The sequence below is a fragment of the Gammaproteobacteria bacterium genome (assembly GCA_016195665.1).
In the GTDB taxonomy this organism is placed as follows: domain Bacteria; phylum Pseudomonadota; class Gammaproteobacteria; order SURF-13; family SURF-13; genus JACPZD01.
Genome location: JACPZD010000024.1, coordinates 85,789 through 98,064 on the forward strand (window position 1 = coordinate 85,789; position 12,276 = coordinate 98,064).

General features: G+C 58.6%; 13 protein-coding genes and 1 tRNA gene. 8 read left to right on the plus strand and 6 right to left on the minus strand.

The genetic code is table 11. From position 1 onward, the window contains the following. Positions 1-29: 29 nt before the first annotated feature. The 6 genes from pal to HY028_06700 all read left to right on the plus strand — a co-directional run bounded on the left by pal (position 30) and on the right by HY028_06700 (position 5,081). Entirely contained in the window at positions 30-557 is a 528-nt protein-coding gene (pal, locus tag HY028_06675) for a peptidoglycan-associated lipoprotein Pal (GenBank protein MBI3344520.1), read from the plus strand. Positions 558-697: 140 nt separating this feature from the next. Further along, on the plus strand, positions 698-1,549 hold the full coding sequence (gene ybgF / locus HY028_06680) for a tol-pal system protein YbgF (protein MBI3344521.1): 852 nt from the start codon (positions 698-700) through the stop codon (positions 1,547-1,549). 103 nt (positions 1,550-1,652) lie between these two features. Then, positions 1,653-2,342 carry a 7-carboxy-7-deazaguanine synthase QueE gene (gene queE, locus HY028_06685; protein ID MBI3344522.1) on the plus strand — a complete coding sequence of 230 codons (690 nt, stop codon included), beginning with the start codon at positions 1,653-1,655 and terminating at the stop codon, positions 2,340-2,342. Then, the gene (gene queC / locus HY028_06690) at positions 2,339-3,091 is read left to right on the plus strand and encodes a 7-cyano-7-deazaguanine synthase QueC (GenBank protein ID MBI3344523.1); all 753 of its coding nucleotides are present in this window, start codon (positions 2,339-2,341) and stop codon (positions 3,089-3,091) included. The genes queE and queC overlap by 4 nt, the downstream gene beginning before the upstream one ends. Positions 3,092-3,436: 345 nt before the next feature. Beyond that, positions 3,437-4,687, plus strand: a complete 1,251-nt coding sequence (locus tag HY028_06695; GenBank protein ID MBI3344524.1) for a cytochrome C — start codon at positions 3,437-3,439, stop codon at positions 4,685-4,687. Positions 4,688-5,005: 318 nt separating this feature from the next. Then, a tRNA-Lys gene (locus tag HY028_06700) sits at positions 5,006-5,081 on the plus strand. Positions 5,082-5,203: 122 nt separating this feature from the next. Here the strand turns inward: HY028_06700 and HY028_06705 are convergent. The 3 genes from HY028_06705 to HY028_06715 are packed head-to-tail and all read right to left on the minus strand — an operon-like array spanning position 5,204 to position 6,517. Beyond that, positions 5,204-6,004, minus strand: a complete 801-nt coding sequence (locus HY028_06705; GenBank protein ID MBI3344525.1) for a hypothetical protein — start codon at positions 6,002-6,004, stop codon at positions 5,204-5,206. Then, positions 5,916-6,155, minus strand: a complete 240-nt coding sequence (locus HY028_06710) for a hypothetical protein (protein MBI3344526.1) — start codon at positions 6,153-6,155, stop codon at positions 5,916-5,918. The genes HY028_06705 and HY028_06710 overlap by 89 nt, the downstream gene beginning before the upstream one ends. Beyond that, positions 6,152-6,517, minus strand: a complete 366-nt coding sequence (locus HY028_06715; protein MBI3344527.1) for a hypothetical protein — start codon at positions 6,515-6,517, stop codon at positions 6,152-6,154. The genes HY028_06710 and HY028_06715 overlap by 4 nt, the downstream gene beginning before the upstream one ends. 128 nt (positions 6,518-6,645) lie before the next feature. On the opposite strand from HY028_06715, the gene HY028_06720 reads away from it, so the two are divergent. Both HY028_06720 and HY028_06725 read left to right on the plus strand, forming a co-directional pair. Next, entirely contained in the window at positions 6,646-6,951 is a 306-nt protein-coding gene (locus HY028_06720; protein MBI3344528.1) for an antibiotic biosynthesis monooxygenase, read from the plus strand. Between the two features lie 2 nt (positions 6,952-6,953). Beyond that, positions 6,954-8,129 (plus strand): iron-containing alcohol dehydrogenase, encoded by a 1,176-nt coding sequence (locus tag HY028_06725; protein ID MBI3344529.1) that lies wholly within the window; start codon positions 6,954-6,956, stop codon positions 8,127-8,129. Positions 8,130-8,327: 198 nt separating this feature from the next. On the opposite strand, the gene glmS is transcribed toward HY028_06725, so the two are convergent. The 3 genes from glmS to HY028_06740 all read right to left on the minus strand — a co-directional run bounded on the left by glmS (position 8,328) and on the right by HY028_06740 (position 12,208). After that, a complete protein-coding gene (glmS, locus tag HY028_06730) occupies positions 8,328-10,160 on the minus strand; it encodes a glutamine--fructose-6-phosphate transaminase (isomerizing) (protein MBI3344530.1) in 1,833 nt (610 codons plus the stop codon). 92 nt (positions 10,161-10,252) lie between these two features. Beyond that, positions 10,253-11,629 (minus strand): bifunctional UDP-N-acetylglucosamine diphosphorylase/glucosamine-1-phosphate N-acetyltransferase GlmU, encoded by a 1,377-nt coding sequence (gene glmU / locus HY028_06735; GenBank protein ID MBI3344531.1) that lies wholly within the window; start codon positions 11,627-11,629, stop codon positions 10,253-10,255. Between the two features lie 153 nt (positions 11,630-11,782). Beyond that, positions 11,783-12,208, minus strand: a complete 426-nt coding sequence (locus tag HY028_06740; protein MBI3344532.1) for a F0F1 ATP synthase subunit epsilon — start codon at positions 12,206-12,208, stop codon at positions 11,783-11,785. Between the last annotated feature and the right edge of the window lie 68 nt (positions 12,209-12,276).

Consider the following 12,276-nt stretch of genomic DNA (forward strand, 5'->3'; position numbering starts at 1 on the left):
AACTAAATTGAAAACATTAAGGAGCGATTATGAAGTTATTAAGCAAAGGGTTACTAATTATTTTATCTGCAATCGTATTGTGGGGCTGTCAGACGACTGCTACCCCGGAAGGCGGCGCCAAGGTTGAAGACCGCAGCAGCGGCGCAGGCGGCGCCACGGCCGGGGCGGCGACCGAAGGCGGAACCTTCAGCGGCGACCCGCTCGATGATCCGTCCAGCCCGTTGTCGCAGCGCATCGTCTACTTCGATCTTGACAGCAGCGATGTCAAAGCCGAGGATCGCGCCACCGTTACGGCGCATGGCAAGTATCTGGCCGGCAACGCCAATGCCTCGGTGACCCTGGAAGGACACGCGGATGAACGCGGCTCGCGCGAATACAATCTCGCATTGGGCGAGCGCCGCACCAACGCCGTGCGTCAGTTGTTGTTGGCCGAGGGGGCCGCTGCGCAGCAGATCCAGACCGTCAGCTACGGCGAGGAAAAGCCTGCCGATCCCGCGCATAATGAAGAAGCCTGGTCGCTCAACCGGCGCGTGGAATTTGTCTACAACCGTAAATAATAGCAATGGCATTTACGGCACTGCGAGCAACACCCCCGCTATTGGCGGGGCGGTTGCTAAGAAGTTCATTAGTAAGGCGACACTCTCCTATACGTTCACTCCCCCTGTCTAGGGGGAGAGACAGGGTGGGGGTAAGTAAAATGGGATTTTTACTAGGAAGAAACATAGTAAGCGATATCCGCTTACTTTGTTTCTTCCTAGTGTTATTGAGCTTGGGCGCGGCCGCCTGGAGCGCGCCGCGCGATGAAGAACTGACGCTCGATGAGCGTGTCGCCCGCCTCGAACAGCAGGCGCGCAATCAAAGCCTGGCAGAGTTGTTTTCCCGGCTGGACAGTCTGCAACGTGAAGTGCAGCGCATGCGGGGCAAGATCGAGGAACAAGGTCACCAGATCGAGCAATTTCAGCGCGGCCAGAAAGAAACTCAGCAGGCGCTGGAGCGGCGCATCGAAGCACTCGAACAGCGCAGCAGTGCGCCAACGCCGCCGCCCGTTGGCGCTGGCATCCCTCCGGTTGCTCCGTCCGCAACAGGCGCCCCGCCGGCATCAACGGTACCAGCCCCAGACAACGCCGAGAACCCGGAACTACAACCTGCGGCGACTGACGCCGGCAACGAGGCGGCCGCCTATCAGCAGGCCTTTGACCTGCTCAAGAAGGGCAGCTACGAAAAGGCGATTGCGGCCTTCCTTGATTTCCTGAAACGCTATCCAAACGGCGCCAACGCCGGCAACGCACAGTATTGGCTGGGCGAGACCTACTACGTCACCCGTAAATTCAAGGAGGCCCAGCAGGCCTTCCAAACCTTGCTCGACCGTTACCCAAACAGCCCCAAACAGCCCGACGCCAGCCTCAAGATCGGCTTTGTCCATTATGAACAGGGCGAGTGGGCCAAGGCCCGCAAGACCTTGGGCGAAGTCGCCAGCCGCTATCCCGGCACCGCCGCCGCCAAGCTCGCACAGGCGCGCCTCGACAAAATGCAGAAAGAAGGGCGTTAACGGCTGTGAGGAGTTAGGAGTGAGGGGTGAGGCGTGAGGCGTAAAGTGCTGTTGCTCCTCACGCCTTACGCCCCACCCCCTAACACCTGTAGTAGAATATCCCATGCCGTCACAAGTACTTCCGGATGTTCTAGCCGAAAATCCCGTCGCGCAACAACGCCTGCGCGTCACCGAAATCTTTTATTCCCTGCAAGGCGAGACACGCACGGTGGGGTTGCCGACGGTGTTCGTGCGCCTCACCGGCTGTCCGTTACGCTGCGGCTACTGTGACACCGCTTATGCCTTTCACGGCGGGGAATGGCGCGGTATCGCCGACATCCTCAAGGAAGTGGCAAGGTATCAACCGCATTATGTCACGGTCACGGGCGGTGAGCCGTTGGCTCAGAAGGTGTGCCTGACCCTGCTCAGCCGGTTATGCGACGCGCACTACGAGGTCTCGCTGGAGACCAGCGGCGCATTGGATATTTCCCAGGTAGACCCCCGCGTTATCAAGGTGGTGGACCTGAAGACGCCCGGCTCCGGCGAAGCGGACAAAAATCTCTACAGTAATCTCGCCCGTCTCTCACCCCGCGATCAGATCAAGTTTGTGCTGTGCGACCGCGCCGATTACCAATGGGCAAAAGACATCCTGAGCGAATACGATCTGACCTCGCGCTGCGAAGTACTGTTCTCGCCGAGTCATCAACAACTTAACGCTACTGTGCTCGCCGATTGGATACTTGCCGACCGCCTGCCGGTGCGTTTGCAAATCCAGCTCCATAAATATCTGTGGGGCGAGACGCCTGGCAAATGAACGCCGCCGTCATCCCTCTTAACGCAGGCCACAACAAGGCCGTGGTCTTATTGTCCGGCGGCATGGATTCGGCCACCACTTTAGCCATCGCCAAAGGCCTCGGCTTCGAGTGTTATGCCCTGACGTTCGATTACGGCCAGCGCCACCGCGCGGAACTCGACGCCGCAGCACGCATCGCCGGGCAACTGGGCGCGGCCGGCCACAAGATTTTGAAATTGGAGTTGAGCTCTATCGGCGGCTCCGCGCTCACCGAGCACAGCATCCCGGTGCCGGTTACGTCCAGCAGTGACGTACAGGGAAGAACTAATGTCGAGGGAGGCAGGACGCCGGGAGCGACCGGCATCCCCATTACCTACGTGCCCGCGCGCAACACGATCTTCCTTGCCCTCGCGCTCGCCTGGGCCGAGGTGCTGCACGCCTGGGACATCTTCATCGGCGTCAATGCCGTGGACTACTCCGGTTATCCCGATTGCCGCCCGCAGTTCATCGAGGCCTTCACCAAACTCGCCGGCGTGGCGACCAAGGCCGGCGTGGAAGGAGGACGGTTTACCTTCCACACCCCTCTCATCCATTTGAGCAAGGCCGAGATCATCCGGGAAGGGATGCGCCTTGGGGTGGACTATGCTCTCACCGTGTCGTGCTACGCCGCAGACGACGACGGCCGCGCCTGCGGGCGATGCGATGCCTGTCGCTTGCGCGTGGCGGGCTTTCAATCCGCCGGCGTGGCCGACCCTACGCGCTATCAATAACGCCAAGGTCAGGACTTTTGGTTAGTCTTCTTACAAGATAAAACCCGCACGAAATGACCATTAATTCGCGAAAGTAAATCTGATATAGTTGTGCTTGGGTTAAAGTTGTGCTTGGGTTAAGGTATGTGTAGTTGCGCCGCTTTGACTTGCCGTCTAAGAGGCAGCGATGCTACCGCACCTTGTCCTCCAGACCGATGATCGAAGGTGCACTGTTGAATTTGCCGCAGTCATTATACTCATTTAAAGGAGCCGATTATGCCTGAGAAAAGCATAAATAACTTGCTGCTTGCAACCCATGTTCTCGTCCTTGTCGTCCTGTTGTTCTCATCCTCCGTCGTCTATGCCTTGCCGAGCTTCGAACGTCAGACCGGAAAGGACTGCACGGACTGCCATGTCACCTTTCCGGAACTTACCCCGTTCGGGCGGCAATTCAAGCTGCGCGGTTATACCCTCGGCAAACAGGCTTTTCCATTGGCGGGCATGATACAAGCCTCCATGACATCAACCAAGAATTTCGCGGGCATCGATTCTGCGGAGTTTCCAAAAAACAATGAGTTCGTGTTACAGGCCGCCAGTTTGTTCTACGGCGGTAAAATCACCGATCACTCCGGCGCGTTCTCCCAATGGACCTACGACGGCGTGACGCACGATACCCAAATAGACAACACGGACATCCGCTATGCGAACACCACCCGCGTCAACGGGAAGGAGTTGATCTATGGATTGACCCTGAACAACAATCCGACCGTGCAGGACATCTGGAACAGCACGCCGGTATGGCGTTTCCCTTTTGCCAGTTCAAGCGTTGCCATCACGCCGACCGCCTCGCCCCTGATTGAGGGCGGACTTGCCGCGCAAGTGGCCGGGCTGGGCGCCTACACCTTTTGGAATAACAACGTTTATGCGGAGCTCAGCGCTTATCACACCGCCAATGGAGCGTTGTCGGTATTTCGCACCGGCACGGACGCGGCGGCGGGCGGCCGTAACGAATTGAAAGGGCTCGCGCCGTATTGGCGCCTGGCGGTCGAAAACGACTGGGACAACCACACCCACTCCCTGATGCTGGGCGCCTTCGGCCTGATTGCGGATAAGTACCCGGACAACACCAACCCGACCGGCCCCACCGATCGCTTCAAGGATATCGGGGTGGACGCCCAGTATCAATTTATCACCGACGCGCACAGATTTTCCGCTCAGGCCAGCCTTATCCGCGAAAAACAAGACTGGAACGCCACGTTTCCGTCCGGCGGCGCGGCCAATCCTTCCGATGTGCTCAAAACATTCAATGCCAAGCTCATGTACTACTACCAACGCAAGTATGGGACGGCGCTTGCCTATTTTTCCACAACCGGCGATACGGATGCCGGGCTTTACGCACCGGCGGCGGTTACGGGAAGCAGCAGCGGCAGCCCCAACAGCCGTGGCTACATCATGGAATTGAATTACCTGCCCGAGCTGCCCTGGGGCGATATCAGGCTAACATTGCAATACACCGCCTATCAGAAATTCAACGGCGCCAGCAGCAACTATGATGGGGCAGGCCGCAATGCATCCGACAACAACACGCTGTATTTAAATGCGTGGTTCATGTTTTAGGTCGGCGGTTTCCAGCATCCACGGCACCGGCATCCGAAATTTGCGCAAATACTGACCCAGGTTACCCTCTGATCCAGTATTCAGGTAAGTGTTGCACATTAAGATGTACATTTTCAGCCATCTGCGAAGGAATATTCAGGACCGCCCTGACAAAGCGGCAATTTTCATATCTTAAAACCTTCTCGACCAACGGTTTTTGAGCAGAACCATGGCAATCGCTAGGCGCTACGATTAAAATAAGAGATTGCCCTCATCCCTATCCTTTCTCCCGGAGGAGAAGGGGGCGAGCCGAGGCGCTGCGCGTACTTTATATTATTTGGGCCGTTAGCTCAGCCGGTAGAGCAGCAGACTTTTAATCTGTTGGTCGTGCGTTCGATCCGCACACGGCCCACCACTTTGCACCGTTACGGTGCGGGCCAGAATGGTCCATAAATTTTCCACTTCACAAAATGTACAGGGTCCGGTTAAATGAAGCTGGCCGGCGAGATGTTTCACCCCCTGGCATCTGTGGCAAGGTCACCTTTGGAATAGTATGAGGGTCTGTTCCTTGGTCTGGTCGCCATGGGTGGCCTTCAGCGTCGCCTCATAGCGCGTACCGCGCTGCTTGATGAGTGGCTCGAAGGCAAAGTCAAAATAGCCCCCTGAGTCAGTCTGCAGACTCTTCTTGAGGATGTTTTGTTTGACGCCAAACGGCCCCACGATGGAGGTGCTGGCTTCGACCTCCACGTCTATGTTGGTGTTGGGCCAGCTACGTCCCCGCACCTCGATCTTGTTACCGCTGACCTCATTGTTGTTGGCAGGGCCGTAAATATCGAGCGGCAAAAGCCTGTCGGTGCTTTCCCCGGGCTGAACGGCAAAACTCCATGCCGCACGGGCGGAGTTCCCGGCCAAGTCTTTGGCGAGTATCTCCACGCGATACTGGCCCCGCTCCAGACCTTGCGGGATTTGATGCTTTACGGCGCTGGCGGTAATGCCGCTGTCGCGGGTGACATCCCGGTCATTAAGCAGGATGCGCACGGAACGGGGGTCTACGCCCGACCCGCTGCCATCGTCGAGCGTGGCCGATATAATGATAGGGTTAGGGATGGAGACGGTCTCGCCGTCAAAGGGCCGCAGGTTTTTAATAACCGGGGAGTCTTTATCCTTGCCCATCTGCTCAAGTCGGGCGTGCGCCGATTGTTCACCCAGCACCAATGTAGCCGTTATATTGACGCCCGGCGGGAAGTTGTCATCGCGGCGGATGGTGTAGCGGCCTTCGTAAACGCCCGAGCCAACCGTAGTCTCGGCCAGAGGGAGATTTTTCCGCCACGCCTTCAATCGAGAAACCCGCCTTGGCATTGGGGGCGCCTTTGAGCGTGAATTTTAGCTCAGTGCCGGGGTCCATCCCCTGCACCGGGGCCATCCTGAATTGCTCAATCACCGGCAGCACGGGTTTGGGCGTCGCCACCGGGGCTGCTTTGGCGATCATGAGCGGCTGATCCAGCTTTGCGGTTGCGACCCGGCTCCCGCGGCGCAGGCGGCGCGCACGACGGTGTTGGCGGTGAGGCGATCCTTGAGTTTGATGGTGTATTCCGCTTCATAGATCCCCGGTTCAACTTCTTGCATGGGAATGATGCGTTTCACACCCGTAATCCTGAGTGTCGCCTTTGAAGCGGGTGTGCCTTCCAGGGTAAAAACCAGATCGGTTCCGGGGTCGAGTTTGTCCACGGCGTCCACCTCAAAACTGTCTATTTGAGGCGTGACCACGGGGGCGGCTTGAGCAAGGCCGGGCGCTATGGTTGCGCCGAGAAACAAGGCTGGGGAAACAAACAGTGTACGGACTGGTATCATAAAGTCTCCTTTAGCCGCAGATCAGAGAGGGCGCCTTCACGGGCTCGTTTATTCAATGCTACTCCTTCCGAAAACCGGCTACAATCTTAACGGTTTGAAGATCAATTCAATATGAGTTAATTCACATTATGCACACCACCCTGGTACATGTTCATGTGCTGTCCCAACACATAGACGACTTCATCACCGCCACCCAGGCCAATCACGAGGCCTCGGTGCGTGAGCCCGGCAACCGGCGTTTCGATGTGCTGCAGTCGGCGGAAGACCCGGCTCGTTTTATTTTGTACGAGGCCTACGCTACGGCGGAAGACGCCGCGGCTCACAAGCAGACCGCGCATTATCTGAAGTGGCGTGACGCGGTGGCGAATTGGATGGCCGCCCCAAGACAGGGAGTCACCTACCGCGGTTTATTTCCGCAAGAGAAGTCCGCGTGAACATTCCGGCTTTCAGCCTGTCGCGTCTTCCACAAATTATATTCGGTGCCGGCCGTTTCAAAGAGACAGCGGATCTCGTCGCCTCGTTCGGTATGCGCGCATTGGTTGTCACGGGCGCACATAGCTTGCAATGCACCATACATTGGCACTCGTTGACAGAGGCGTTAAAGCAATCCGGAATTTCGTGGGAACACATCACTGTGGCCGGCGAGCCCTCCCCGGCGTTTGTGGATCAGGCCGTGCGTGATCTGCGCGAAGCGCGGATCGAAGTGGTGCTGGGTGTTGGCGGCGGGAGCGTTTTGGATGGCGCAAAGGCGATCGCCGGCCTGTTGCGGGTGGACCACTCCGTGATGGATTATTTGGAGGGCGTCGGTCCCGAGCTGCCTTATCAAGGCCCTGCGCTGCCGTTCATCGCCGCGCCTACAACAGCGGGCACCGGCAGCGAGGCGACCAAAAATGCGGTGTTAAGCCAGCCGGGCAAACAGGGCTTCAAGAAATCATTTCGCCACGAATTGCTGGTGCCGCGTTACGCGGTGGTAGATCCGGAACTGCTGGCTACGTGCCCGCCGGAACTCATCGCCGCCAATGGCATGGATGCGCTCACCCAGCTGATCGAATCCTATGTCTCCCTCAAGGCCAATCCCTTTACCGACGCGCTTGCCTGGAGCGGCATCGAGGCGGCGCGCGATGGTTTGCTGCCCTGGTATGAACAGGGCGGCGCGCAAAGCCGCAACATGGCGTATGCCGCGCTGCTCTCCGGTATTACGCTCGCTCAGGTAGGTCTGGGTTCGGTGCATGGCCTCGCATCACCGTTGGGCGCCTTCTTTCCGATTCCACACGGTGTCGTCTGCGGTACGCTGGTCGCGGCGGCGAGCGAGATCAATATCCGCGCGCTACAGAGCCGTGAACCTGAGCATCCCGCGCTGATAAAATATGCGCGGCTGGGTGAACTGCTTACTCGAAACGAGTACAGCAACACCATAGTGGCGTGCAACGCACTTATAAAAATCTTAACCGATTGGACAGAGCGGCTCAGCTTGCCGCCGCTGAGAAATTACGGAGTAACCACCGCCGACGTTGAGCACATTGTAAAACACTCGCGCGGCAGCAGCATGAAGACCAATCCGATTGTGCTTACGGATGAGGAGGTTGGAGAGATTTTACAGATGAGGCTTTGACAAGTTACTCATAAGTCAGTAATTAAGACTACACTTCATGCTACGTCTCCGCCCCCTATTGAGGGGGCGGGACAGGGTGGGGGTAGAGTAAACAGGGTTTTTACTCAGGAGTCACATTATAACGTTGTAGCCTTATTTTCTGACGTTGCTTCTCCTCCGCGTCCTCAGTGGTGAAGCCTTTTCATCACAAGAATAAGGTTACTCCACCGTCACCGACTTCGCCAGGTTACGCGGCTTGTCCACATCGGTGCCTTTGAGGACCGCGACATGGTAGGCAAGCAGTTGCAGTGGCACGGTATAAATAATCGGTGAGACATAGTCCTCACTGTGCGCGACGTTAATGACCTCTACCCCCTCAGTGGATCTTACCCCGGAGGAGGCGTCGGCAAACACAATCAACTGGCCGCCGCGCGCGCGCACCTCTTGCAAATTGGACTTGAGCTTTTCCAGGAGGTCGTTGTTGGGCGCGACGGCGATGACGGGCATATCGGCATCCACCAGCGCCAGCGGGCCGTGCTTCAGCTCGCCGGCCGGATAGGCCTCGGCATGGATGTAAGAGATTTCCTTGAGCTTCAACGCGCCTTCCATCGCGACGGGATAGTGCGCGCCGCGCCCCAGGAACAAGGCGTGATTTTTGTCGGCAAAGCGTTCGGCGAGGATTTGAATCTGTTTATTGAGTTCCAGGGTCTGCGTGATCTGGGCGGGCACCCGCTCGAGTTCGCGGACGATCTCCCCCTCCAATTCCTTGCTCATGCCGTGCCTGCGGCCCAATACCACCACCAGGATGAGCAGAGCGACCAGTTGCGTGGTGAAGGCCTTGGTGGAGGCGACGCCGATCTCGGGCCCGGCGCGGGTCATGAGCACCAACTCGGACTCGCGCACCAGCGAACTCTCCGGCACGTTGCAGATCGCCAGCGAATGTCCAAAGCCCAGTTTTTTCGCCTCATGCAGGGCGGCCAGGGTGTCGGCGGTCTCGCCGGATTGCGACAGCGAGACGATGAGCGAGTTACGCCGCACGACCGGTTTCCGGTAGCGGAATTCACTCGCCACTTCCACGCTGCACGGGACGCCCGCCAACGACTCCAGCCAGTAACGCGCAATCATCCCGGCGTGGTAACTGGTGCCGCAGGCGATGATGTGTACCCCTTGAATCTCGTCGAATATCTTGCCGGCGCCGGGCCCGAAAGACTCTTCCAGGACCCGCCCTTCGAAGATGCGGCCCTCCAGGGTGTCGCTCACCGCGCGCGATTGCTCAAAAATCTCCTTGAGCATGTAATGCCGGTATTCGCCGCGTTCAACCGCATCCGCCGTCAAGTTGCTGATATGGATCTTACGATCCGCCTGTAGGCCGGCTGAGTTGATGACACGCACACTGTCTTTGGTGATATCGGCGATGTCGCCGTCTTCGAGGATGATAAAGCGCCTGGTCACGGGCAACAGCGCCGCCACGTCCGAGGCGATGAAGTTCTCCCCCTCGCCGAGGCCGATCACCAGAGGACTGCCGCGCCGGGCCGCGACGAGGCGGTTGGGGTCCGTAACACTGATGACACCTAGTGCGTAGGCGCCCAGCAATTCCGCGACGGTTGCGCGCACGGCGTCAAATAAATTATCACCCGATTGCAGGTGGCTGTGTATTTGATGCACCACCACCTCGGTGTCGGTCTGCGAGGTGAATTCGTACCCCGCCTTGATCTGCTGGGCGCGCAGTTCTTCATGATTTTCGATGATGCCGTTGTGCACCACGGCCACAGTGCCGCGGCAGATGTGCGGGTGGGCATTGGCCTCACTGGGCGCGCCGTGCGTGGCCCAGCGCGTGTGCGCGATGCCGGTATGGCCCAGCAGCGACTTGCCGATCAGATGCTGCTCAAGCTCGGTGACCTTCCCCACCGCGCGCGCCCGCGCAAGCTTACCCTTTGCATCCAGCACCACCGCGCCGGCTGAGTCGTAGCCCCGGTATTCCAGCCGTTTGAGGCCCTCCACCAGGGAACCTAGCACGTCGCGTTGGGCGACTGCACCGACTATTCCGCACATAATTAGAACCTCGTAAAGAGTGAGGGGTAAGGGGTGAGGAGAAACCCGCTTTACCTCTCACTCCTCACTCCTAACGCCTCACGTCCAATGCCTTACTCCTTCCCTTTGACTTTTTTCACCGGCCGCTTCCAGTTTTCCCGCGTCTCTTGTTGGGCGCGGCTGAGTGTGAGCTTGTCCGGCGGTACATCACGGGTAATCGTGGAACCCGCGCCGATGGTCGCGCCACGACCCACGGTGACCGGCGCGACCAGTTGCGTATCCGAACCGATGAATACCCCGTCTTCAATCACGGTTTGATGCTTGCTCGCCCCGTCATAATTGCAGGTGATAGTCCCCGCGCCGATGTTCACGTCGCGCCCCACGGTGCTATCGCCCACGTAGCTCAGGTGATTGATCCTGGAATTCGCGCCGACCGTGGACTTTTTGATCTCGACAAAGTTGCCGATATGCGTCCCCTCGGCGAGTCTGGTTTCAGGACGGATGCGCGCGAAGGGACCGATGCGGCAACCGGCGGCGATGACGGCATCCTCGATGACGCAATTCGGCAGTATCTGTACATCGTCGCCGATGGCGGTGTTGCGGATCCAGTTATTGGGGCCGATCCGCACCCGGTCACCCAGCGTTACCTTGCCCTCGATGATGACATTGATATCCAGCACCACATCCGTGCCCACCGTCAGCTCGCCGCGCAGGTCAAAGCGCGCCGGGTCGCACAACGTCACGCCCTGTAACATAAGCTGCTCGGCCTGGGTGCGCTGGTGATGACGCTCCAGTTCGGCGAGTTGTTGTTTGGTGTTGACGCCCATGATCTCAGTAGCTGTATCGGCCAGCACAGTGGCGATCTTGACCCCTTCCCGCACCGCCAGTGCGATGATGTCGGTAAGATAATATTCGTTCTGGCTGTTGTTGTTGGAGATTTGAGACAGCCAGCCCCTCAGCCGCTCCGCGGGCATGGCCATCATACCGGTGTTGACCTCGCCGATCTCGCGCTCGATGGGTGTCGCATCCTTGTGTTCGACGATGCGCAGCACCTGGCCTTGGCCATCGCGCGCAATGCGGCCGTAGCCTTGCGGATCGGCAAGGCGCGCGGTGAGCAAACCAAAACCTTCCCGGCCGGCTTGGGTAAGCAATTTTTGCAGCGTTGCCGCGCTGATCAACGGCACATCGCCATAGAGTACCAATACGGTGTCGGCAGCGGGGATGTGCGGTAACGCCTGAGCTATTGCATGGCCGGTACCCCACTGTGGGGCCTGCTCCACCCATTGTACCGGAAGCCGGATCAGTTGTTTAGGCACGGCGTCGCCGCCATGGCCGTAAACGACCAGGATCTTGCCGGCGTCCAGCTTCAGGGCGGTGGCGACGACATGCTCAAGCAGGGATTTTCCGGCCAGGCGATGCAGCACCTTGGGAAGCGGGGAACGCATGCGCGTGCCCTGTCCGGCGGCGAGGATGACAACGCTTAGGCCCATAGCTTTAAGGATAAACCAGCAGGCTGTTCAAATACAGCCTGCGTGCGGGGCAGGGGTGCGCAGGAGCGGCCGAGTTGGAAAAGGCCAAGGACGGCCTTTTTTCAACATCCTGATAGGGGCAGCGTCGAGGAGAGCCTTGACGCAAGGTGGGGATCAGCGTCCTGATTTTTTGCGCAGGCGCTTGATGGTTTCGAGCTGCGCCACCGCCTCGGCCAGTTCAGCCTGGGCCTTGGCGATTTCCATCGTCCCGGTCTTGTTTTTCATGGCCTCTTCTGCGGCGCGCTTGGCCTCCAGTGACTTGGCCTCGTCCAGGTCATGCGCGCGCAGCGCGGTGTCGGAGAGGATGGTGACCACATGCGGCTGTATCTCCAGCATGCCGCTGGAGACGTAAAAGGACTGCTCCTCGCCGCCGGGCAGTTCAACGCGCACTTCACCCGGACGCAGCGTGGTGAGCAAGGGGGCGTGGCGCGGCAGGATGCCGAGTTCGCCCATCACGCCGGGGGCGAACACCCGCTCCGCGGTACCGGAGAAAATCTCCGCCTCGGCGCTTACGATGTCTACGTGCAGGGTCATGGCCATAATCAAACAGAGCAAAGATACAAGAGAAATGAGAAAAGTAAAAGCTCTTCTGCTTCCCTGCCCATCTT

Coding starts and splice junctions, on each gene's coding strand:
- pal (MBI3344520.1), top strand. CDS start 30: ATGAAGTTATTAAGCAAAGGGTTACTAATTATTTTATCTGCAATCGTA.
- ybgF (MBI3344521.1), top strand. CDS start 698: ATGGGATTTTTACTAGGAAGAAACATAGTAAGCGATATCCGCTTACTT.
- queE (MBI3344522.1), top strand. CDS start 1,653: ATGCCGTCACAAGTACTTCCGGATGTTCTAGCCGAAAATCCCGTCGCG.
- queC (MBI3344523.1), top strand. CDS start 2,339: ATGAACGCCGCCGTCATCCCTCTTAACGCAGGCCACAACAAGGCCGTG.
- HY028_06710 (MBI3344526.1), bottom strand. CDS start 6,155: ATGATCGCCAAAGCAGCCCCGGTGGCGACGCCCAAACCCGTGCTGCCG.
- HY028_06715 (MBI3344527.1), bottom strand. CDS start 6,517: ATGATACCAGTCCGTACACTGTTTGTTTCCCCAGCCTTGTTTCTCGGC.
- HY028_06720 (MBI3344528.1), top strand. CDS start 6,646: ATGCACACCACCCTGGTACATGTTCATGTGCTGTCCCAACACATAGAC.
- glmS (MBI3344530.1), bottom strand. CDS start 10,160: ATGTGCGGAATAGTCGGTGCAGTCGCCCAACGCGACGTGCTAGGTTCC.
- glmU (MBI3344531.1), bottom strand. CDS start 11,629: ATGGGCCTAAGCGTTGTCATCCTCGCCGCCGGACAGGGCACGCGCATG.
- HY028_06740 (MBI3344532.1), bottom strand. CDS start 12,208: ATGGCCATGACCCTGCACGTAGACATCGTAAGCGCCGAGGCGGAGATT.